Below are 20,627 nucleotides of genomic sequence, written 5' to 3'. Positions count from 1 at the left end.
CTTCATTTGTGCGCAGGTCAGTTCATCGCCCTGACCTGCGGGCAATGACTGCGCGCGGGCGCGCAGCCCGGGTGTGTTAGCGGTGCAGCGTTACCCGAATATGAAGATTGGGTTTAATCCGCTGCTTCAGAAAGCCGCGCCAAGGTTTCATCGCGCCCCAGCACAAGCATCATGTCAAAAACCGAAGGAGTGACAGCCCGACCCGCCAATGCCGCCCGAAGTGGGCCTGCCAGCTTGCCGAACTTGACCTCCTTTGCTTCTGCAAAGGAATTCAGAGCCTCCTCCAGCTCGTTCCGGGACCAGCTAACATTTTGCAGCTGCGGCGTCAATTCACTCAGTATACCATCGGATACAGATGAGAGCGCCTTTTGGGCTTTCTCATCGCACTCAATGGGGCGCGAGGTCAGTACAAAATGCGCTTTTTCAAGCAGTTCCGGGAAAGTCCGCGCGCGGTCCTTGAGACAATACATCGCGCTTTCCAGATCACCGGATTGTGTCTCCGAGAGAGGTGTCAGGTCGGCCGCCGCCAAGTAGGCTTCGATTTCATGCCGCAGTGCAGCATCATCTGAGATCGCAATTTGCTGGCCGCACAGGTTCTCGAGCTTTTTCAGATCAAACCTTGCCGGGCTTTTGCCTATTCCCCCCAGATCGAACCACTCTTTGGCCTGTTCATCCGTAAAGAACTCGTCGTCGCCGTGGCTCCAGCCAAGGCGGGCAAGATAGTTGCGCATCCCTGCGGCGGGGTAGCCCATCGCCTGATATTCCTGCGCGCCCAAGGCACCGTGACGTTTCGACAGCTTCTTGCCATCCGGCCCATGAATCAGTGGGATATGGGCCCAGACCGGAACTTCCCAGCCCATCGCCTCATAGATCATCATCTGGCGCGCGGCGTTGTTCAGGTGATCGTCGCCCCGGATCACATGGGTTACACCCATGTCGTGGTCATCCACCACAACCGCGAGCATATAAACCGGCGTCCCGTCCGAGCGCAGCAGAATCATGTCGTCCAACTGGTCGTTGCGGATGGTCACGTCACCCTGCACTTGGTCACGGATCACCGTGGCGCCGTCCTGCGGGGCTTTGATGCGGATCACGAAGGGCATATCCGGATGCGTGGCCGGATCAGCATCGCGCCATGGGCTGCGGAACAGGGTCGATTTACCCTCGGCCCGCGCCTGCTCACGAAAGGCCGCGATTTCGTCCTGGGTCGAGAAACACTTGTAGGCTTTGCCCTCGGCCAAAAGCTGATGCACCACTTCGGCATGACGCGCAGCCCCTTCGAACTGGCTGATGACATCTCCGTCATGATCCAGACCCAGCCACGCCATCCCTTGCAGGATGGCCGCTGTAGCCTCAGGGGTCGAACGTTCCCGATCCGTGTCCTCAATCCGCAACAGGAACTTGCCGCCACGGCCACGTGCATAGAGCCAGTTGAACAGCGCAGTGCGCGCGCCGCCAATGTGAAGAAAACCGGTAGGCGAAGGGGCGAAACGGGTGACGACCTGATCGGACATTGTGTTGATTAACCTTTTGGTAACCGCGATGGGCTTAGCTTGGCGCCTGTCTAACGAGCCTCAAGGACGGGGGCAACCATGCGTGTTCTCGCAAAGGTCCGGTTGGCGCTGCTGAACCAGATCGGGTTTTTGTTTCCGTGGTCTCCGGTGTGTTTGGGCCTTGGGATCGGTCTCTATTTCGGATTGCGGTTCGAACCTGAGGGGCCTTTGTACCTGGGTCTGGCCGTCGCAGGTTTGGCTTTGATCGGCTTAGGTCGTGTGTTGCCCGCCGGATGGGGCGCGTTGGCAATCGGGGGGGCGCTGGTTGCAGCTGGCTTTCTGCTGGCAGGTGCCCGCGCCCACATGGTGGCGGAACCGGTTCTGTCATGGCGATACTATGGCCCTGTCGAGGGGAGGGTCGTCGCCCTGGACCGCTCCGCCTCGGATGCGCTGCGATTGACGCTGGATCAGGTGCGGGTAGGGGACGTGCCAGAGCACCGACGTCCGCAGCGCATCCGTCTTTCCGTGCATTCCGAGGTCGGGCCAATCGCGCCGGGACAACGGATTATGACCACGGCGCATCTGTCCCCGCCGCAAGGCCCTGTCGAGCCCGGAGGGTTTGATTTCCGCCGACACGCCTGGTTTCAGGGGCTGGGGGCCGTCGGGTACACGCGGGTTCCGGTGATGACCATCGCGCCGCCGCAGGACGCGTTGCAGGGCGTTCAGGTCACGGCCATTCGCATGGCAATCTCAGACCATGTACGCGCCCATCTTCCGGGCGAGGTCGGAGGGTTCGCAGCCGCTGTCACAACAGGAGACCGCAGCGGCATGGGGCATAAGACGCTCGATGCACTTCGCGCGTCAAACCTGGCGCATCTGTTGGCGATATCAGGCCTACATATGGGGATGCTGACCGGGTTTGTCTTCTTGGTTTGTCGCGTCGGGTTGTCTACGATCCCCGCGCTGGCCCTCCGTTTGCCTGTCCGTAAACTTGCTGCGGGATGTGCGTTGGTGGCCGCCGTGATCTACCTGATGCTGTCCGGCGGCAATGTCGCGACCGAGCGGGCCTTTGTGATGGTTAGCGTCATGTTCGGCGCGGTCCTGATCGACCGGCGCGCAGTTTCGCGAAGGGCAATCGCTGTGGCCGCATTGATAGTGTTAACCTTGCGCCCCGAAACGCTGCTTAGCCCCGGTTTCCAAATGTCATTCGCGGCGACCACCGCTCTGGTCGCTGTGTTCGGAGCGCTGCGTGATTTCGGCCCCATGCCGGGGCCGAAATGGTCCAAAGCCGCCATTGGCCTTCTGATGTCCTCGGCCATCGCGGGCCTCGCGACCGCACCTATCGGAGCGGCGCATTTCAATACGATGTCGCATTACGGCCTGTTGGCCAATCTGCTTTCGGTGCCTGTCATGGGGTCCATCGTCGTGCCCGCAGCCGTTGTCGCGGCGCTGTTGTCGCCTTTCGGGCTGGAGTGGATCGCGCTCGATGTTATGGGGCTAGGGCTTTGTTGGATATTGATGATCGCGGACTGGGTGTCCGGGTTGGACGGATCTCAGGGCTATGTGGTTGATCCGCCGTGGTTTACCCTGCCCATGATTGCGTTGGGGGCGCTTTGGCTTGCCTTGTGGCAGGGCCGAGCGCGATGGGTCGGGGTGGCTCCGGTGGTCCTGGCTGTCGCGCTTTGGACCTCGGGCAACCGGCCTGAGGTTCTGATCGCCGAATCCGGTGGGCTGGTCGGCGTCATGACCTCTGAGGGCCGCGCGCTCAGCAAAGAGAAGGGCAGCGGATTCGTGGCCACGGTCTGGCTTGAGAATGACGGAGACGGTCTGGCACAAGAGCAGGCGGCCAGTCGATGGCCGGGCCACGCGGGTGGAGTGCAAAGGATCGCTCTGACTGGGGTAGAGGTAATCCACCTCACGGGTAAACGCGTTGCGCTTGAGTTTGACGAATGTAAAACCGGTCAGATTATTGTGTCTTCGGTCGATCTGAGGCTCAGTGGAGATTGCACCATCTACGACCCGGATCGGCTGTATGAAACCGGAAGCCTGTCGATCTCTGGCGGCGAAATGACCTCAAGCGCAGAAATGATCGGCGATCGGCTGTGGTCCCCGAAATCAACGGGGACCCGCTCGAAAACTGATAATCAGTAGGTCCGGATCAATCCGACCAGACGGCCCTGAACCTTTACTTTTTCCTGCGGCAGAACGCGGGTTTCATAGGCGGGGTTTGCGGCCTCCAGAGCGATGGCCTTGCCGCGGCGGAAGAACCGTTTCAGCGTCGCTTCCTGATCCTCGACCAGAGCAACGACGATATCGCCATTGTCGGCGGTTGAGGTTTCGCGGATCACCACAACATCGCCGTCGTTGATCCCGGCGTCGATCATCGAATCTCCGCGGACCTCAAGTGCGTAATGCGACCCTTGGCCCGAGACCATCGGGCCGGGCACCGCCACGTGGTGCGAGACATGGCTGATCGCCTCGATCGGAACACCGGCTGCGATCCGGCCCATGACTGGCAACTCCATCGCGTCGACAGAGACCGGCTCGAAATTCGCAGGGCGCGGGCCTTCGGGCCTGTCGCCCTCGATCACGCGAGGAGTGAAGCCTGCAGTTGGCTCTCCACCAAGGCTTTGGGGCAGTTTGACGATCTCAATCGCGCGGGCGCGGTGGGCCAGGCGCCGGATAAAGCCGCGTTCTTCAAGCGCTGTAATCAGTCGGTGGATGCCGGATTTGGATCGAAGGTCCAACGCCGCCTTCATTTCGTCAAAGCTGGGCGGAACGCCGTCTGCTTGTACGCGTTTGTGGATGAATTCCAGCAAATCCAGCTGCTTCTTGGTCAGCATCGCTCATACCTCGTCGCTTATGCGTTTGCATTTGTTCTACGCATGTTCACGTTTTGTGTCAACGATTTTGAGGATGTTCTATAGCGGCAGGTATTGAACTTTGGCCCCTACGGGAAAGGCCGGATCCTGCGGCGGGCGCATCAGTAGAGCATTCGCATCGGCCAGAACGCTCAGCAAGGAACTGTCTTGATCCGCGCAGGCTCGAATGCCGTTTTCATCGATGATAGCTCGCATGTAGTGTTCACGCGGACCATTGGCTGTAAGAGGTTCGGCTAGTGCAGCTGTTTTGAATGGGTTGAGTAAGGCCTCCAACCCGAGCATTCGCTGGACCAACGGAACAAGGAACAGATAGCCGCAAACCATTGCACTCACAGGGTTTCCGGGCAATCCGACCATCGCTGCATCCCCCATGCGACCGGCCATCAGAGGTTTACCGGGCCGCATCCGAATCTTGTAGAAAGATCGATCCATGCCCAACGCCTCGGAGACGTCAGAGACAAGATCATAGTCGCCGACAGAGGCGCCTCCGATCGTGACCACCAGATCCGCGCCCTTGGCCAGACTAAAGGCGGTTTCCAGCGACGATGCGGTATCCCGCGCGATGGGGAGAATGCGAACATGGGCGCCTTCGCGCTCCAACAGCGCCTTCAAACCGAACGTATTCGACGCGATGATCTGATCCGGACCCGGAACTTCTCCGGGCATCGCCAATTCATCCCCGGTCGAGATCAACGCGATTTGAGGTTTCCGCCTCACGGGGACCTGAGGGATATTCATCGCGGCCATAAGCGCCATGTCTTCTGGGCGGATCACGCGCGGGGCGGCTATTGTGGTGCCCTTGGTGAAGTCGATGCCCGCGGGTCGGATGTTGGTCTTTTGCCCGGGATCGTCGCTGATGGTGATCAGGTCGCCCTTGCGGTCGACATCTTCCTGAATCACAACGAAATCAGCACCTTTCGGCACCGGCGCGCCGGTGAATATCCGCACGGCCTGACCCGGACTCACTTTGCCTTCAAAGCGGTTTCCAGCCGCCGATTCACCTACCAGTTTGAACATGGCGTGCAATTCGACCTCGGCCGCTTTGACTGCATAGCCATCCATGGATGAGGCCGCGAAAGGCGGTTGATCACGCGTAGCCCTCACGTCCTGAGCAAGCACACGACCTGCGGCCTCGGCCAGAGGGACGGTTTCTACGGGAAGCGTTTCAACCAGATCAAAAAGCAGGGCGCGGGCGTCTTCGACAGTGATCATGTCGCTTCGTAACGCCCTGATTTACCGCCGTCTTTCAGCAATACGCGAATGCCGCCGATCTCCATCGCTTTGTCGACCGCCTTGGTCATGTCATAAACGGTTAGCGCTGCGGTCGAGACGGCAGTCAGGGCCTCCATTTCAACGCCGGTTTGGCCCGACGTCTTGACGGTGGCCTCGATCTGAACACCAGGCAGGTCGGGGTCTAGCGTAAACTCGACTGCGACCTTGGTCACCGGCAGAGGGTGACAAAGCGGGATCAGGTCCGGGGTTTTCTTGGCCCCCATGATCCCCGCAAGCCGTGCGATACCCAAAACGTCACCTTTCTTGGCGCGACCTTCTGAAATCAAATCAAAGGTTTCCAAGGCCATCTTGATGTGACCAGCGGCTACGGCCACGCGGTCAGTCACCTCTTTATCCGAGACATCGACCATATGAGCCTGCCCCTGCGCATCAAAGTGAGTGAGCGGCATCACATCACCCCGGGGATCAGGGGGTTGGAGAGGATGTGGCGGGTGGCCGAAGTTACATCATCCTGCCGCATCAGGCTTTCGCCGATCAGGAAGCACCGCGCGCCGTAGCGGGCAATGTCCGCTAGATCCTCGGGTGTGCTCAAGCCGCTTTCACATACGATGGTGCGATCCCCGGGCACCAGCTTGGACAGGCGGCGCGTTGTATCCAGAGTTGTCTCGAAGGTCTTGAGATTACGGTTATTTATCCCGATCAGTGGGCTCTTGAGTTCTGTTGCGCGCTCCAACTCGTCCTGATCGTGAACCTCGATCAGGACGTCCATGCCCCAATCAAACGCTGTCTGTTCCAACTCGGCGGCCTGACTGTCCTCGACCGAGGCCATGATGATAAGGATGCAGTCGGCGCCTAAGGCACGAGCCTCGACGACCTGATAGGGGTCATACATGAAATCCTTGCGCAGCGCGGGCAGGTTGGTCGCGGCACGTGCGGCGGTCAGGTATTCTTTCGAACCCTGGAAACTGGGTGTATCGGTCAAAACCGACAAACAGGCCGCACCGCCTTCTTCATAGGCTTTCGCCAGAAGCGGCGGATCAAAGTCGGGACGGATCAAACCTTTGGACGGGCTCGCCTTTTTCACTTCGGCAATAAGGCCGTAACCGGATCTGGCGGCTTTGTGCAACGCCTCGGCAAAGCCGCGAACTTCGGGCGCGTTTCGGGCCTCGCTTTCAAGCTCATCCAGGGATTTCTGCGCCTTGTCCGCTTCGATTTCTTCCAGCTTGTAGGCTTTGATTTTGTCCAGAACGGTCTCGGTCATGCGGCTTCCTGTGTGATCCGCGCCAGCGCGGTTACTTTTTCTTTTGCTTTGCCACTGTCGATGCTTTCAGCAGCCATTTCAACACCTTCGCGCAGATCTGACGCGGCATCAGCAACGACCAGAGCAGCCGCTGCGTTCAACAGCGTTGCATCACGATAGGCCGAGGGCGCGCCGTCGAGCAAGGCACGGAACGCGACGGCGTTGTTTTCGGGTGTGCCGCCGACAATATCTTCGAACGGATGGACGGGCAGGCCAGCATCTTCGGGATGCAGTTCGACCTCCTTGATGCGGTCGTCTTCCAAAGCGGCGACCCAGCTGATGCCGGTGATTGTCAGTTCATCCGTGCCGTCTGAACCATGTACCAGCCACGCGCGCTCGGACCCCAGCAGACCCAGCGTTTCGGCCATAGGACGGATCAGCTCGCGCGTGAAGGCACCGGTTAGCTGACGCTTCACGCCTGCAGGGTTGGTCAATGGCCCGAGAATGTTGAAGATCGTGCGGGTTCCAAGCTCTTGTCGCGAGGGCATGACATGAGCGATCGCAGGGTGATGCATGGGGGCCATCATGAAGCAGATACCGGCTTCATTCAGCGCCTTTTCAACCACTTGAGGGCCGACCATCACGTTGATCCCCATCTGCGACTGCAGATCAGCGGTCCCCGATTTCGAGCTGAGATTGCGGTTGCCGTGTTTGGCGACCGTCACACCGGCCCCGGCAGTCACAAAGGCCGTTGCGGTCGAAATGTTGAGAGTGTGTTTGCCGTCACCGCCCGTTCCGACGATGTCCATCGCGCCCTCGGGCGCGTTCACCGCGTTGCATTTGGCGCGCATCACGGCGGCGGCGGCGGCGTATTCCTCGACCGTTTCGCCGCGCGTACGCATTGCCATCAACAGACCGCCGATCTGGCTGGGCGTGGCTTCACCGTCGAAGAGGATGGCAAAGGCCTGTTCGGCTTCGGCACGGGTCAGAGGGCGGTCGGCGGACGCTCCGATCAGCGGTTTCAGGGCGTCGCTCATGCGGGGACTTTCAACTCTTGCAGGAAGTTTTTGAGCAGGGCGTGGCCATGCTCGGAAGCGATGGATTCCGGGTGGAACTGGACGCCGTGGATGGGCAGCTCTTTGTGTTGCAGACCCATGATGGTGCCGTCTTCCAGCTCTGCCGTGATCTCGAGGCAGTTGGGTAGGCTCTCGCGTTCAACCACCAGCGAGTGATAGCGCGTGGCCTCAAAGGGTGAAGGAAGCCCGGCGAAAACACCTTTGCCGGTGTGGTTCATGGTGCCCATCTTGCCATGCACGATCTCATGGCAGCGCACGACCTTGCCGCCAAAGGATTGCCCGATGGTCTGATGCCCCAGGCAGACACCCAAAAGCGGAGTTTTGGTTTCGGCCGCAGCTTCGGTCAGGGCAAGACAGATGCCCGCCTGATCCGGGTCGCAGGGTCCGGGGCTCAGCAGGATACCGGCGGGATTCATCGCCATGGCCTCTTGCACGTCCAGCGCATCATTTCGGCGAATGACCATTTCGGCCCCAAGTTCGCCCAGATAATGCACCAGGTTGTAGGTAAACGAGTCGTAGTTGTCGATCAGCAGCAGCATTTGGCACTTGTCTTCGCTTGGGCATTTCAGGCTGGCGATGCAGCCCCGGGCCACGGTATAATGTCCGGACATACATGCTCAGGCTTGTGAGGCAGCGTCAAGAGGACATCCCGTTCTTGACACGCCATCAGGTCGAGCGCCACAGAAGATGGCGTAGGATGGGCGAGGCAAGATAAGAAGGCGAGAGGCACGAGCAATGCGTGGATTTTTCGGAGGAATGATCGTCGGGGCGGTCGTTGTTTTGATCGTAGGGGTGATGTTGTCGCTCAACACACCGCTGGCCGATAAGCCGGTGGTCAAGACCCAGGCTCCCGAACCGGTGGATGTGGAAACACCCGAAGCACCGGAACAAATCGCCGAGACCCCGTCGGATGCGGATCTTGTCGAATTGCCGCCTGCTGGGCCGAAACCCGCCGAAGAGCCGGATGAGGCGCTTGATCTGTCCGATCTGGAAACGGTGCCCGACGAACAGCCCGTCGTGGCTGAGGCCGAGGACGCGTTGCAGGAACCTGAGGCCGAAGATCAAACCAGCGTGACCGTCATGACCGACGCGCCGGCTGCTCCGCAGGCACCTATTACCGCCCCCACCTTGCCGGAAACAGACGCGGCACCTGTTGTTGTGGATGAAGCCCCGGAACCCTCTGACGAGCCAGAAGATGTGGCGACGCTTTTGCCTGAACTGCCGTCGCAGCTTGCACCGGAAGAGGCTGAGTTGGATGAAGAGAATCCCTTTGAAAACAGCCCAATCGCTGTGGAAGGGGATGAGGACACCTTACCCCGCAATCTGCCCAAACTGGCCGCACTCCCCCAAATCGGCGGAGAGGATACGACCTCGACCAACTCACTGGTTGGCACGCGCGTTGTCCCCCTGACCGAACGAGACGATGCCCCGGTCGAAGCCGATGAAGCAGTCGTAGAAGAGATGACCGGAAAGCCGATCGAGGACTACGCTGCCAGCTTTGAAAACCCCGAAGCCAAGCCGCTGATGTCGATTATCCTGATCGATGATGAGGGCTCTTTCGGAGCCGAGGCTTTGCAGGATTTCCCTTATCCCGTCAGCTTCGCGATCAGCCCATCCGACCCCGACGCCGCCGAGAAAATGGCCCGACATCGCGCCGCCGGGTTTGAGGTTCTGGCCATGGCCGATCTGCATGAATCCGCCAGTGCGCAGGATGCCGAGGTATCGATGGCCGTATGGCTGGACACGCTGCACGAGACAGTAGGTATTCTGGAAGGGGTCGAAAGCGGAATTCAGGGCAATCGGAAACTGGCCGATCAGGTTGCTTCGATTGCGGCGGCCACCGGTCGCGGGTTGATCACGCAGGATAACGGGCTGAACACGGTCCATAAACTGGCCGCGCGCAACGGCATTCCGTCGGGCGTCGTGTTCCGCGATATCGATGGTGCAAGGCAGGATCCGAAGATCATGCGCCGTTTCCTGGATCAGGCGGCGTTCCGCGCCGGGCAGGAGGGGACGGTTGTGATGCTGGGACGCGTGCGCCCCGAAACGATCTCGGCCCTGCTGCTGTGGGGTCTTGAGGATCGCGGCAACCGGGTCGCCATGGCGCCGATCTCGGCGGTTATGAAACGCGAAGTTCAGTAACGTTTCCGCAGAAAAGGGAAGGGCGGTTGATCATGTGATCAGCCGCCCTTTCTTTATGAGTTGCGGTTGCCCGTGAAGCGGGCCGCATCCGCTGCTGCCCGTCGTATGGCGTTGGATTTATGAACCGTTTCCATATATTCGGCCTCGGGGTCGCTGTCGTAGACAACGCCGCCACCGGCTTGAATATAAAGCTTGTGATCCTTCACGATGGCCGTGCGCAGAGCGATACACATATCCATGTCGCCGCCCGCACTAAAATACCCAACACCGCCGCCATAAACGCCGCGTTTTTCAGGCTCCAGCTCATCAATGATCTCCATCGCGCGCACTTTGGGCGCGCCCGAGACGGTGCCCGCAGGCATCCCGGCAAAGAACGCATCCAGCGCGTCTTTGTCTTCGGCCAGTTCTCCGACCACGTTCGAGACGATATGCATCACGTGGCTGTAGCGTTCGATGATGAACTCTTCGGTCGGCCGGACGGTGCCGATCTTGGCGACGCGGCCGGTGTCGTTGCGACCCAGATCCAGCAGCATCAGATGCTCGGCCAGTTCCTTTTTGTCGGCCAACAGGTCAAGCTCGTTTGCCTTATCCTCTTCCGGAGTCGCGCCACGCGGGCGCGTACCGGCGATCGGGCGGATCGTCACTTCGCTGCCGAAGACGCGCACCAGAATCTCGGGGCTCGCGCCCACGACCTGAAAGCCGCCGAAGTTGAAATAGAACATGAAAGGCGACGGGTTGGTGCGGCGGAGTGATCGGTAGAGCGCAAAAGGCGGCAGCGGGAAGTCCTGCGTCCAGCGTTGGGCCGGGACGACCTGAAAGATATCACCCGCGCGGATGTATTCCTTGGCCTTTTCGACCGCCTCCAAATAGCCGGATTTGGTGAAATTCGAGACGGGTGGAGCGACCTCATGCGCGTCCCCCAGATCGCGGGTTTCAGCAGGCATGGCGCGTTCCAGATCACGCACCGCGTCCATCACACGCTCGGCTGCCTGCGCATAGGCGGCCTTGGCCGATTGGCCCTCGGTCACCCAAGCAGGGGACACGACGGTCACTTCGCCCTTCACGCCGTCCAGCACCGCAATGACCGAGGGGCGCTGCATGATGGCGTCCGGCAAGCCCAGCGGGTCGGGGTTCACATCGGGCAGATGCTCGACCAGACGGACCATGTCATAGCCTAGATAGCCAAACAGCCCAGCCGCCGCCTGAGGCAGATCATCGGGCAGGTCGATGCGGCTTTCGGCCAGCAGCGCGCGCAGATTATCCATCGGATTGCCGTCTTGCGGCGTGAAGGCTTCGCCATCGAATCGGGCCGAGCGGTTCAGCTCGGACTCCTCGCCCCGGCAACGCCAGATCAGATCGGGCTTCATACCGATGATCGAGTAGCGCCCGCGCACTTCGCCACCGGTGACCGATTCAAGCACAAAGGCATCCTTCTGCGCCCCTGTCAGTTTCAGCATCAGCGAGACAGGTGTGTCGAGATCGGCCGCAAGGCGCGTATATACAACCTGGTTTTCGCCCGCTTCATAGGCGCGCGCGAAGCTTTCATATTCGGGTGTCAGGGCCATTTGGGTCTCGTTTAATAACTCGCCTGCACGGCGTTCAGGGCCTGCTGGTCGACAACCGGGCGCGCGCGGGTTTGGGCGTCGCGCACATAGGCGTCAAAGATGTTCTGCGCCAGCGCCTGATTCATCTGCGCGGTCAAAGCGTCGCTCAGTTGACGCAGCTCATCGCTTTCTGCCGGGGGCAGAACCTCATCCAGACGGACAATCAGGGCAGTTCCTTCGCCACCAATGACGCGTAAGTCGCCCGGCTCCATCTCGAAGACTTCGTTCATGAAGTTTGCGGGGACGTCATCCAGAAACGCAGTCCGCGTCAGTGCGTTTTCCACGCGGAACGGCAGGCCGGTGGCGGTGAAATCGCCATCCGTTGCCAGGGTGGTGACAACAGAATTGGCCTGCTCTTGCAGTGCCTTGGCAGTCTCAGCGGCAACCCATGCGGCGGCGACGCGGTCACGGGCGCTGTCCAGAGGCTCTGGGCGCGGGGCCAGTTCCTCGTTCAGGCGCAGAGCGAAGATTGAGCCGTCTTCGAGGAAGTCGATCTCGGGGAAGTCGCCGTCTCGCACGGCCTCAGCCGCGCTGCGGAAACCGTCATATGCGGCGACTTCATCCACACTGTCGCGGGTCCAGTCGATTTGGCCCAGCTCCATATCGGTTTCCTGTGCCAGCTCCTCCAGCGTGGCGCCACCTGCGAGCATGTCATTTATGTCTTCGGATTGTGCTTCGATCAGACGACGTGCACGGTCCGAGGCCAGTTCTTCGCGCAGGGCGGGCTCAGCATCCTCGAACGGGACGTTGTTGGCGGACAGCGAACCGTTGATGCGGAACAGCGCCGGGCCGAACACGGAGGGCAGAGGGCCAACGACCGAGTCCAGCTCAGCAGCAAAGACCTCATCTGCGGCTTCTCCCAGATCGTCGCGGGTCACATCGCCCAGATCAATGTCGCTCAGCTCAAGCTCGCGCTCGCGTACAAGTTGCTCGAAGGTTGTGCCGCCGACCTCAAGCTGGGCTTTGGCGTTGTTCGCAGAGTCTTCGTCCGGGAAGTTCAGGCGTTCGACCAAGCGGCGCTCGGGCTGTTGGTATTCATCGGCGCGCTCTTCATAGAGACGGCGCAGCGTGTCCTCATCTACCTCGACCGTATCCAGCAGCATTTCTGGCGACAGGATCGCATAGGTCAGACGCTTGGTGCGGGGCAGGGTAAATTGGTCGGTGTTCTCGTCATAGTAGGTTTGGATTTGCGCATCGGTCGGATCGCCCACCGGCGTTTCCAGCGCATCCGTGCCCAAAGTCGCCACGGTAAAGCTGCGGCGCGCGCCGATATAGTTTGTCAGAGTGTCGGTCAGCGTTGAGGGCATTTCAACACCGCCGATGATCGCGCCCTGTACGATGGTGCGCGAGGATTCCTTGCGCAGGTCCGATTCGAACTCGGTATCGGTCATCCCGATCTGTTCCAGTTGAAAGCGATAAGCTTCGCGGTCGAACGTGCCGTTCACGCCTTGAAAGGCCGGGATCGAGACGATCTCGTCCTGCAGGTTCTCGTCGCCGATGGACAGGCCCAATTGACCGACCTCATTGTCGAGAGCGGCTAAGGCGGTCAGACGGGACAGGGCGAGCTGTTCCAGACCCAGCTCACGTGCCTGAGACATCTGCAGGGCTTGGCCGGTCTGCGCCTCAACCGCGCGGATTTCGCGTTGAAGCTCACGGACATAGGCGTCGACCGAGATGCTCTCATCCCCGACCTGCGCAACCGTGCGGATGGTGCCGGTCAGGCTAGTGGCGCCAAACCCTGCGAGGCCTACGAACAGAAGGCCCATCAGAATCCAGACAAAGGTTTTCGAGATGCTGTTTTTGCCTGCGGCCATGATGCCCTCTTACTGCTTGCCCTGTTGGTTGCGGCCCTGAATACGACGGGCACCGCCGGGGGGCAAGCTTAGAAGGACAGAGCCTGCAACCGGTCGAACAATTGCGCGATCCCGGCGCGGTCGAGATTGGCGAACGCGATACGCACCTGACGCTTTCCAGCTGGGTCATGATCAGGCATGAACATGGTGCCGGGTAGCAGCAGGATACCGGCCTCAGGCACCAGTCTTTGCGCCAACTCGTCCGACGGGAGGTCGAAAGGATGTTCGAGATAGGCGAAATAGGCACCAAGACCCAGCAGGCGCCACCCTTTGGCCTCGAGCTGTGGCATGCCTTCAGTAATCGCTGCACGGCGGTCGAGGATTTCGTCCCGCTCTCCGGCAAGCCATTGCGAGAGGTTCTGCATGCCCCAAAGGGCGGCAAACTGGCCGATCTGACCGGGACAGATGGCGACGGTGTCGAGAAATTTCTCGGCCTCGGCCAGCAGGCTTGCGCTGGTTGCAACCGCGCCGACGCGATGTCCGGTCAGGCGGTAGGCTTTGGAGAAGGAATAGAGATGCACCAGAGTCTCATCCCAGCCGGGCTTTTGGAACAGGTCATGCGGAGGGCCACTGCGGCTATCAAAATCGCGGTAGGTTTCGTCGACCAGCAAGCGAATGCCTGCCTCGCGCGCGAGATCGTAGAAGGCGCTGACCAGTTCGGTGGGGTATTCGACGCCGCCCGGGTTGTTTGGGGTCACAAGAGAAATGGCGCGGGTTTTTTCGGTGATCAAAGCACGCGCCACCTCTGGGTCGGGGAGCAGATCGTCGCCCGTGGGCAGGTCAACGGCCCGCACGCCTGCCATGTCCAACCACATTTTATGGTTGAAATACCATGGGGTTGGGAGAATGACCTCATCTCCTTCATCGGTGAGCGATGAAATCACAGCTGAGAATGCCTGGTTGCAGCCCGACGTTATGGCGATCTGATCTGCTGAAACCTGCCCGGCATAGTGATCGCTGATTTGTGCAGCCAATTCGGTGCGCAGATCGTTATTACCGAGTACAGGTCCGTAGAGATGGGCGCTGTCTTCGTTTACAGCGAACTCTGCCATGGCCTGGCGCATGGACAACGGCGGAGGGTCAACCGGCGCGGCTTGACTGACGTTGATCAGGGGCTGGTCGTCATGAAACACGACTCCGTCCAACCAACGCCGCGCCTCCATCACTGGAGGGGGGAAGGTGGACCGGGTGCGTGTTTGGGACATGGCAGCATCTCTGCGAGGCTCTGCCTCGCGCTCCGAGGTATTTTGAACAGAAGAAGTTAGTCGGTGCCGCGATAAGGCTCGACATATTGCAGGGCCATATCCCAGGGGAAGAAGATCCACGTGTCCTGGCTGACTTCGGTGATGAACGTGTCCACCATGGGGCGGCCTTTGGGCTTGGCATAGACGGTGGCGAAATGCGCCTTAGGGTACATCGCGCGCACCAGTTCCAGCGTTTTGCCGCTATCGACCAGATCGTCGATGATCAGAACGCCTTCACCATCGCCCATCAGATTTGCATCTGGTGCCTTCAAAACTTCGGCTTCGCCTTGTTCCTGATGGTGATACGAGCGGACGCTGATTGTGTCGACGGTGCGGATGTCCAACTCGCGGCTGACGATCATGGCAGGGGCCATGCCGCCGCGGGTGATCGCAACAACGGCGCGCCATGCGCCATCATCCGGGCCTTGACCATCCAGCCGCCACGCCAGAGCGCGCGAGTCGCGGTGAATTTGATCCCAACTGATGTGGAAGCCTTTTTCGTGGGGCAGGCGGTCTTTGGCGCTCATGTTGTCTTAACCCTTTTCAACGTCCGGGGCATCGACGGCTTTCATGCCAACGATGTGATACCCCGAATCCACGTGCAGATTCTCTCCGGTGACGCCGCTGCTGAGGTCGGACAGCAGATACAGGGCCGAGTTGCCCACGTCGTCGATCGTCACGTTGCGGCGCAGGGGGGAGTTGTATTCGTTCCACTTCATGATGTAGCGGAAGTCTCCGATGCCGCTGGCGGCCAGTGTTTTGATCGGGCCGGCGGAAATCGAGTTAACGCGGATACCGTCCTTGCCCAGATCTTCGGCGAGATACTTGACCGACGCTTCGAGCGCGGCTTTAGCGACACCCATCACATTATAATGGGGCATTACCTGCTCGGCGCCGTAATACGTCAGAGTAATGGCGCTGCTGTTCGCGGACATCATCTTTTCGGCCCGCTGCATCACGGCGGTGAAGGAATAGACGGACACATCCATAGTTAGTTTGAAGTTTGCTCGGCTGGTGTCGACATAGCGGCCGCGCAGCTCGTTCTTGTCCGAGAAACCAATGGCGTGGACAACGAAATCCAGTTTGCCCCATTTCTCTTCCAGTGAAGTAAACAGAGCGTCGATCGACGCCTCGTCACTGACATCACATGGCAGCACGATTTCACTACCGAGTTGCGCTGCCAGAGGGTCGACACGTTTTTTCAGAGCATCGCCCTGATAAGAAAAGGCCAACTCGGCCCCGGCGTTGGACAAGGCGCGGGCGATTCCCCATGCGATTGATTTGTCATTGGCCAGTCCCATGATGAGGCCGCGTTTTCCGGCCATCAACTGATTTGACATGATTGGTTCTCCGCCTGTCGTCGCGTTATGTTGCGACGGGTTTATGCCATTGACTGCCCTGCTTCAAGGCCGTGTGGTCTTGCCCGCGGCGGGTAATCGCCCTAGGCTTCCGACAAATACTTTCCAGGGGATGGAAATGACCGAGCGTGATGGCATTTTTGCTGGCTCCGATCCGTTTGAAATAGCGGCGCGGTGGTTGGGTGAGGCCGAACAGAATGAACCGAATGACCCGAACGCGATTGCGCTGGCGACCGTTGACAAAGACGGCATGCCGAACGCGCGCATGGTTCTTTTGAAAAACATCGAGCCGGAGGCCTTTGTTTTTTATACCAACTACGAAAGTGCCAAGGCGACTGAGTTGGATCAGGCTGGAAAAGCCGCTTTTGTCATGCATTGGAAATCTTTGCGGCGTCAGATCCGTGTTCGTGGTATAGTCAGTCGGGAAAGCGGGGCCAAAGCGGACGAATATTATGCGTCACGGTCGCTGAAAAGTAGGCTGGGCGCCTGGGCTTCAAAGCAGTCGCAACCCCTGAGCAGCCGAGCGGCCCTGATGGCCGAGGTTGCCAAGGTGACGGCCAAACTGGGAGCCAATCCGCCGCGCCCTCCGTTTTGGGGAGGATACCGGTTGGTTCCGACGGAAATTGAATTCTGGGCCGATGGCGCGTTTCGCCTGCATGATCGGTTCAGATGGCGGAGGGCTGATCCGGGTTCCGCTTGGGAAGTGCAGAGGTTAAATCCATGACGTTCACGTATCGCGAAATGCAACAGACCGAAATCAAAGGTTTTTTTCAGCTTGAATTTGCCTGGCATTGCCATAAAAACCGAAACCTTAACGCACTGCTAAAACATTCGATGGGAACACCGTGCCTGAAGACCTGAACAACATGTACCGCGTTCGTGGACACGTAAAATGGTTCGATCCCGCAAAGGGATACGGGTTCGTTGTGTCTGATGAAGGCGGCCCGGATATTCTGTTGCACGTGAATGTGTTGCGGAATTTTGGGCAGAGCTCGGTTGCCGACGGGGCGGGCATCGAGATCATGACCAATCGTACGGATCGCGGTGTTCAGGCGGTCGAAGTTGTTGCTGTCGATCCTCCGGTGCGCGCCGACTCGATGATGTTGGCCGACTTTGCCGAGCTGGATCCGGCGGCGATTGCGGCGGCGCCTTTGGAAGCTGCGCGGGTAAAATGGTTCGACAAAGGCAAGGGATTCGGATTCGCCAATGTATTCGGTCGGGACGAGGATGTGTTTTTGCATATCGAAGTTCTCCGCCGTTCCGGCCTTGCTGATCTGCAGCCGGGCGAAGCGCTTGCCATGCGGGTGATTGATGGCAAACGGGGCCGCATGGCGGCTCAGGTCTTGGCTTGGGAAGCAGCGCTGGATCACTAACACCATGATGCGGTTTTGGGCTTCTCTGGCAGTATGTGTGACATTTCTGGCAGAAGGCGTGGCCGCCGAATGTCGCTCTGACCGGGTAGAGTTGCGCAACGATCAAACTCATGTCCGATTTGATGTCGAATTGGCCGTGACTGGCCCAGAGAAATCGCGCGGGCTTATGTTTCGCGAGCACTTGCCGAACCGGTCGGGCATGTTGTTCGTCTACGATCCACCGCAACAGGTCGCGTTCTGGATGAAGAACACGCTGATTCCTCTGGATATGATTTTCGTGGACCAGTCGGGCGTCGTGACTCGCGTGCATGAAGGTGCGATTCCCGGTGATCTGACCCCAATTGAAGGCGGCGGCGACATCTTTGCCGTGCTTGAAATCAACGCCGGATTGTCCGCGCGTTATGGCATTCAGCCCGGCACCCAAATGCGGCACGAAATTTTTTCACAAGCGAGTGCGATTTGGCCCTGTTAGGGCTTTTCAAATCCGATCAGCATCGTTAGGAACGGCGCACGGTCCGGGGCGTGGCGCAGTCTGGTAGCGCACCTGTTTTGGGTACAGGGGGTCGTAGGTTCGAATCCTGCCGCCCCGACCACCTCAAGCTCCTTAATAGTTCTAAATTTTCTTTTTTTAGCAATGGGTTGGATTAAGCCTATTGGAGCCGCTTCGACGTTTTCTTTAGGCGGTGACGTTCGCTGAAAACCGAGGGAACAGCGCATTTTGGTGGGCATAAAGTGAGGCAGTTTTTGCTGGAGCGCCGTGATTCCCTTTGCGCAAGCTTTGCCGTTTGCTATTTTAGCGTCGATATGAGCTTCAATACTGTCTATCAAAACAAAAACAGTTCGACAAAACTATTTTGAAACGTTCAGGGCAAGGTTTCAGTCGGCTGGAAAGCCTTGAGGAAAACAAGCGGCAGCCAAGAAAACCGATTTGTATGCATGCCTTTTTGGGATTTTCGCATAGGTCTACGATGCGCAGATAGCAGACTTTGCAATCCTCGACGAACGATCATCGCGAACCTTTGTCGGGACCATTTGAAGCAGCCACTATTAAGAACTGGCTGGACTTGCTATCGATCTTGAATTGCTGATCTGCCGAAGTCTCGCGCCCTTTGCTGGTCGCTTTGATTGCAAAGTAAGGCGATGGTCACTGCCCCGAATTGGTTTTCGCGACACTGCACAGCAGATCAACATGTTGATCCAACCAATCTTCGTCCAGTATCTCATGACGTATGAGCTTGCGGAAGTAAGGTGCAGCGACTGCTAGTTCTATGAGTTGATCAACCGGAACGTCGGCGGTGATCTCACCGCGGTCAATTGCAGCTGAAAACACGGCTTCAACACTTGCGAACCTGTCTTTCATGAATTCGGTTATGACCAATCGCGCTTCTTCGTCGGTGGACGCAGCAGCGACCACCTGAGGCGCGATTTGGCCCCATGGTGTGTCATTCAAGGCTCCCATCAGTACACTGAGTAACCAGCGCAGGTCTGATTGCAACGGGCCATCGGTTTTGGGAGGTATGTTCGGGGGTGTTGCGATGCGCCTGAACGCTGCATCACGCAGACTACGTGCATCTGGCCAGTGCCTGTATAGTGTGCTGCGCGAAATGCCCGTTGCCTTTGAAACCGCGCCATGAGTTACGTGCAGCACGCCCTCATCCATCAGTATCCTTTGCGCCGCATCAAGTGCGGCCTGTCGTGTGGCGATCAGCCTGGGATCTTCTTTCAATCGCCCCTCCTATAGAACACTTTGTTGCGCTATAGAACAATTTGTTCTATTAATATGATCAGCTAAAAACTAAAGCTCAATACTCAATTCCGCAAACAAGTCTTGTCAAAATGGGAGTGTATCAATGGTCAAAGTGGCAGCAACCCCGCTGGCGGTACTCTTATCGATGGGCGCGACAACCGCATTGTCCGAGAGTGATACGTACGAGCTGGACCCCGGGCACAGCCAAGTACTGTTCAGCTACGACCACATCGGCTTCTCAGAAACTTTTGGAATGTTCTCAGGTTTTAGCGGCGAGATAGAGTTCAACGAAGATGATCCGTCTGCGTCATCTGTCACAGTGTCTATGTCTGTAAAATCTATGATCACGGGCTGGGATGCCCGTCTGCAACACTTCATGTCAGATGACTTTTTTGACGCGAGCGATGGTGATGTGGTCACATTCGCCTCCACCAGCATCGAAGTCACCGGGGACAATACCGCGGATATTTCTGGCGACTTGACCATGAATGGCGTCACCAAGCCTGTTGTTCTGGAAACAACGCTTAACAAGTCAGCGCCATACCCGTTTGGCCCAAAAGAGGGCACGCCGACCTTGGGGCTGGCTGCCACGGCGACTATCGTGCGGTCTGAATTCGGACTTGGGGCCTTTGTACCTGCGGTGAGCGACGAGATAGAGCTCTTGATCAATATCGAAGCGTTAAAAGCTGAATGATGCGTGCAGGGGCACCGATACGGCGCTGAGCACTCAATCTTTGATTTTGGCGGATGGTCAACACGATGAATGTACACCTGAGAACATTGGCGGTTTCTGTGAAGGTAGTGACATTGATGTGCTCGATGGCGTCTGCGCAAGAGCGCTCCTTGCCGGAGCGCATCTCGCCCCGTCCCGAAACGACAAGCGGCGTGCCGCACACTCAGATTGGTGTCGAAATTAATGCCGATTTGGCCCAGCTATTGCTGGAGCGAGTTGCGCAATTCCCGGGGGTCACACTTGGCCCCACACGCATATCATTACCTGGCGCGATTGGCTTTCAGCTTGATCCCGATATGTTGTTGTCCGAACCGAACTCTATCGTCGGTGGGTTTGAGTTTGCGCACATGCATCCTGATGGCGGCTTGCACGCTTCGCTGCACCCCGCAATGGCGCGACGGGCAATTGAAGCTGGTTGGGCCGTTGCACACCCTTGGGCCAAGCAACGTCCTGGGTGGAGCGGCTTTGTCATGATATACACACCCACCACACCAGAAGAGCTGTATGTCGTCATCGATTTGGTCAAAAGCTCGTACACCTTCATTACCGGCAAAACCTTGGGCTAGCCCTATTTTGCACGAAAGTTTGCGGTTACACCTGCTTCCTGTCAGAGAGCTAGTTCAGCCGCTTTGCTATTGGCCGTCAATTT

The 20,627-nt window shown here is 58.6% G+C and carries 20 protein-coding genes and 1 tRNA gene; 8 read left to right on the top strand and 13 right to left on the bottom strand.

Features of this window, described 5'->3' with window-relative positions:
- Positions 1-113 precede the first annotated feature (113 nt).
- The gene (gltX, locus tag ACR0JF_RS01500) at positions 114-1,514 is read right to left on the bottom strand and encodes a glutamate--tRNA ligase (protein ID WP_170659641.1); all 1,401 of its coding nucleotides are present in this window, start codon (positions 1,512-1,514) and stop codon (positions 114-116) included.
- A 78-nt stretch (positions 1,515-1,592) separates the two neighbouring features.
- Here gltX and ACR0JF_RS01495 point away from each other — a divergent pair, with 78 nt between their 5' ends.
- Positions 1,593-3,644, top strand: coding sequence for a ComEC/Rec2 family competence protein (locus ACR0JF_RS01495; protein WP_170659640.1), 2,052 nt, complete (start codon positions 1,593-1,595; stop codon positions 3,642-3,644).
- Here ACR0JF_RS01495 and lexA read toward each other — a convergent pair.
- The 6 genes from lexA to ACR0JF_RS01465 all read right to left on the bottom strand — a co-directional run bounded on the left by lexA (position 3,638) and on the right by ACR0JF_RS01465 (position 8,463).
- The gene (lexA, locus tag ACR0JF_RS01490) at positions 3,638-4,336 is read right to left on the bottom strand and encodes a transcriptional repressor LexA (RefSeq protein ID WP_170659639.1); all 699 of its coding nucleotides are present in this window, start codon (positions 4,334-4,336) and stop codon (positions 3,638-3,640) included. The two genes, ACR0JF_RS01495 and lexA, sit on opposite strands and share 7 nt — an antisense overlap.
- Positions 4,337-4,414: 78 nt before the next feature.
- Complete coding sequence (locus ACR0JF_RS01485) at positions 4,415-5,587, bottom strand: molybdopterin molybdotransferase MoeA (protein WP_170659638.1); 1,173 nt, start codon at positions 5,585-5,587, stop codon at positions 4,415-4,417.
- Positions 5,584-6,057: a cyclic pyranopterin monophosphate synthase MoaC gene (moaC, locus tag ACR0JF_RS01480; RefSeq protein ID WP_170659637.1), complete on the bottom strand. Its 474-nt coding sequence runs from the start codon at positions 6,055-6,057 to the stop codon at positions 5,584-5,586. The genes ACR0JF_RS01485 and moaC overlap by 4 nt, the downstream gene beginning before the upstream one ends.
- Complete coding sequence (gene trpC, locus ACR0JF_RS01475) at positions 6,057-6,869, bottom strand: indole-3-glycerol phosphate synthase TrpC (RefSeq protein ID WP_170659636.1); 813 nt, start codon at positions 6,867-6,869, stop codon at positions 6,057-6,059. Before trpC ends, moaC begins: the two co-directional genes overlap by 1 nt.
- A complete protein-coding gene (gene trpD, locus ACR0JF_RS01470; protein WP_170659635.1) occupies positions 6,866-7,885 on the bottom strand; it encodes an anthranilate phosphoribosyltransferase in 1,020 nt (339 codons plus the stop codon). The genes trpC and trpD overlap by 4 nt, the downstream gene beginning before the upstream one ends.
- Positions 7,882-8,463, bottom strand: a complete 582-nt coding sequence (locus tag ACR0JF_RS01465) for an aminodeoxychorismate/anthranilate synthase component II (RefSeq protein ID WP_170659780.1) — start codon at positions 8,461-8,463, stop codon at positions 7,882-7,884. Before ACR0JF_RS01465 ends, trpD begins: the two co-directional genes overlap by 4 nt.
- A 196-nt stretch (positions 8,464-8,659) precedes the next feature.
- On the opposite strand from ACR0JF_RS01465, the gene ACR0JF_RS01460 reads away from it, so the two are divergent.
- Positions 8,660-10,066, top strand: coding sequence for a divergent polysaccharide deacteylase family protein (locus ACR0JF_RS01460; protein ID WP_170659634.1), 1,407 nt, complete (start codon positions 8,660-8,662; stop codon positions 10,064-10,066).
- A 53-nt stretch (positions 10,067-10,119) separates the two neighbouring features.
- On the opposite strand, the gene trpE is transcribed toward ACR0JF_RS01460, so the two are convergent.
- From trpE to fabI, 5 genes are all read right to left on the bottom strand, one after another.
- Positions 10,120-11,631: an anthranilate synthase component I gene (gene trpE, locus ACR0JF_RS01455; RefSeq protein ID WP_170747531.1), complete on the bottom strand. Its 1,512-nt coding sequence runs from the start codon at positions 11,629-11,631 to the stop codon at positions 10,120-10,122.
- An 11-nt stretch (positions 11,632-11,642) separates the two neighbouring features.
- Complete coding sequence (locus ACR0JF_RS01450) at positions 11,643-13,484, bottom strand: SurA N-terminal domain-containing protein (RefSeq protein ID WP_170659632.1); 1,842 nt, start codon at positions 13,482-13,484, stop codon at positions 11,643-11,645.
- A gap of 68 nt (positions 13,485-13,552) precedes the next feature.
- Positions 13,553-14,728 (bottom strand): aminotransferase, encoded by a 1,176-nt coding sequence (locus ACR0JF_RS01445; protein ID WP_170659631.1) that lies wholly within the window; start codon positions 14,726-14,728, stop codon positions 13,553-13,555.
- Positions 14,729-14,784: 56 nt separating this feature from the next.
- On the bottom strand, positions 14,785-15,294 hold the full coding sequence (gene gpt / locus ACR0JF_RS01440; protein ID WP_170373804.1) for a xanthine phosphoribosyltransferase: 510 nt from the start codon (positions 15,292-15,294) through the stop codon (positions 14,785-14,787).
- 6 nt (positions 15,295-15,300) lie between these two features.
- On the bottom strand, positions 15,301-16,107 hold the full coding sequence (gene fabI, locus ACR0JF_RS01435; protein WP_170659630.1) for an enoyl-ACP reductase FabI: 807 nt from the start codon (positions 16,105-16,107) through the stop codon (positions 15,301-15,303).
- Between the two features lie 136 nt (positions 16,108-16,243).
- Between fabI and pdxH the strand changes: the two genes are divergently transcribed.
- The 4 genes from pdxH (at position 16,244) to ACR0JF_RS01415 (ending at position 18,091) form a co-directional block, all read left to right on the top strand.
- On the top strand, positions 16,244-16,849 hold the full coding sequence (gene pdxH, locus ACR0JF_RS01430) for a pyridoxamine 5'-phosphate oxidase (protein ID WP_170659629.1): 606 nt from the start codon (positions 16,244-16,246) through the stop codon (positions 16,847-16,849).
- A 121-nt stretch (positions 16,850-16,970) separates the two neighbouring features.
- Positions 16,971-17,498, top strand: a complete 528-nt coding sequence (locus ACR0JF_RS01425; RefSeq protein WP_170659628.1) for a cold shock domain-containing protein — start codon at positions 16,971-16,973, stop codon at positions 17,496-17,498.
- 4 nt (positions 17,499-17,502) lie between these two features.
- Positions 17,503-17,970, top strand: a complete 468-nt coding sequence (locus ACR0JF_RS01420) for a DUF192 domain-containing protein (protein ID WP_170659627.1) — start codon at positions 17,503-17,505, stop codon at positions 17,968-17,970.
- Between the two features lie 44 nt (positions 17,971-18,014).
- Positions 18,015-18,091: transfer RNA gene (locus ACR0JF_RS01415), tRNA-Pro, on the top strand.
- Positions 18,092-18,642: 551 nt separating this feature from the next.
- Here the strand turns inward: ACR0JF_RS01415 and ACR0JF_RS01410 are convergent.
- Positions 18,643-19,224, bottom strand: coding sequence for a TetR/AcrR family transcriptional regulator (locus ACR0JF_RS01410; protein WP_170659626.1), 582 nt, complete (start codon positions 19,222-19,224; stop codon positions 18,643-18,645).
- 124 nt (positions 19,225-19,348) lie between these two features.
- Between ACR0JF_RS01410 and ACR0JF_RS01405 the strand changes: the two genes are divergently transcribed.
- The gene (locus tag ACR0JF_RS01405) at positions 19,349-19,939 is read left to right on the top strand and encodes a YceI family protein (protein WP_170659625.1); all 591 of its coding nucleotides are present in this window, start codon (positions 19,349-19,351) and stop codon (positions 19,937-19,939) included.
- A 53-nt stretch (positions 19,940-19,992) separates the two neighbouring features.
- Entirely contained in the window at positions 19,993-20,544 is a 552-nt protein-coding gene (locus tag ACR0JF_RS01400; protein WP_170659624.1) for a luciferase domain-containing protein, read from the top strand.
- The last annotated feature ends 83 nt before the right edge of the window (positions 20,545-20,627 follow it).

This window comes from Ruegeria sp. BG11 (genome assembly GCF_056538565.1).
Note: the sequence above shows the minus strand (reverse complement) of the source record. Positions and strands in the feature narration are given on the sequence as shown.

What these genes read in the sequence shown, in the direction of transcription:
- gltX (WP_170659641.1), bottom strand. Translation starts at nt 1,514, where the DNA reads ATGTCCGATCAGGTCGTCACCCGTTTCGCCCCTTCGCCTACCGGTTTT.
- ACR0JF_RS01495 (WP_170659640.1), top strand. Translation starts at nt 1,593, where the DNA reads ATGCGTGTTCTCGCAAAGGTCCGGTTGGCGCTGCTGAACCAGATCGGG.
- lexA (WP_170659639.1), bottom strand. Translation starts at nt 4,336, where the DNA reads ATGCTGACCAAGAAGCAGCTGGATTTGCTGGAATTCATCCACAAACGC.
- ACR0JF_RS01485 (WP_170659638.1), bottom strand. Translation starts at nt 5,587, where the DNA reads ATGATCACTGTCGAAGACGCCCGCGCCCTGCTTTTTGATCTGGTTGAA.
- moaC (WP_170659637.1), bottom strand. Translation starts at nt 6,057, where the DNA reads ATGCCGCTCACTCACTTTGATGCGCAGGGGCAGGCTCATATGGTCGAT.
- trpC (WP_170659636.1), bottom strand. Translation starts at nt 6,869, where the DNA reads ATGACCGAGACCGTTCTGGACAAAATCAAAGCCTACAAGCTGGAAGAA.
- trpD (WP_170659635.1), bottom strand. Translation starts at nt 7,885, where the DNA reads ATGAGCGACGCCCTGAAACCGCTGATCGGAGCGTCCGCCGACCGCCCT.
- ACR0JF_RS01465 (WP_170659780.1), bottom strand. Translation starts at nt 8,463, where the DNA reads ATGCTGCTGCTGATCGACAACTACGACTCGTTTACCTACAACCTGGTG.
- ACR0JF_RS01460 (WP_170659634.1), top strand. Translation starts at nt 8,660, where the DNA reads ATGCGTGGATTTTTCGGAGGAATGATCGTCGGGGCGGTCGTTGTTTTG.
- trpE (WP_170747531.1), bottom strand. Translation starts at nt 11,631, where the DNA reads ATGGCCCTGACACCCGAATATGAAAGCTTCGCGCGCGCCTATGAAGCG.
- ACR0JF_RS01450 (WP_170659632.1), bottom strand. Translation starts at nt 13,484, where the DNA reads ATGGCCGCAGGCAAAAACAGCATCTCGAAAACCTTTGTCTGGATTCTG.
- ACR0JF_RS01445 (WP_170659631.1), bottom strand. Translation starts at nt 14,728, where the DNA reads ATGTCCCAAACACGCACCCGGTCCACCTTCCCCCCTCCAGTGATGGAG.
- gpt (WP_170373804.1), bottom strand. Translation starts at nt 15,294, where the DNA reads ATGAGCGCCAAAGACCGCCTGCCCCACGAAAAAGGCTTCCACATCAGT.
- fabI (WP_170659630.1), bottom strand. Translation starts at nt 16,107, where the DNA reads ATGTCAAATCAGTTGATGGCCGGAAAACGCGGCCTCATCATGGGACTG.
- pdxH (WP_170659629.1), top strand. Translation starts at nt 16,244, where the DNA reads ATGACCGAGCGTGATGGCATTTTTGCTGGCTCCGATCCGTTTGAAATA.
- ACR0JF_RS01420 (WP_170659627.1), top strand. Translation starts at nt 17,503, where the DNA reads ATGATGCGGTTTTGGGCTTCTCTGGCAGTATGTGTGACATTTCTGGCA.
- ACR0JF_RS01405 (WP_170659625.1), top strand. Translation starts at nt 19,349, where the DNA reads ATGGTCAAAGTGGCAGCAACCCCGCTGGCGGTACTCTTATCGATGGGC.
- ACR0JF_RS01400 (WP_170659624.1), top strand. Translation starts at nt 19,993, where the DNA reads ATGGTCAACACGATGAATGTACACCTGAGAACATTGGCGGTTTCTGTG.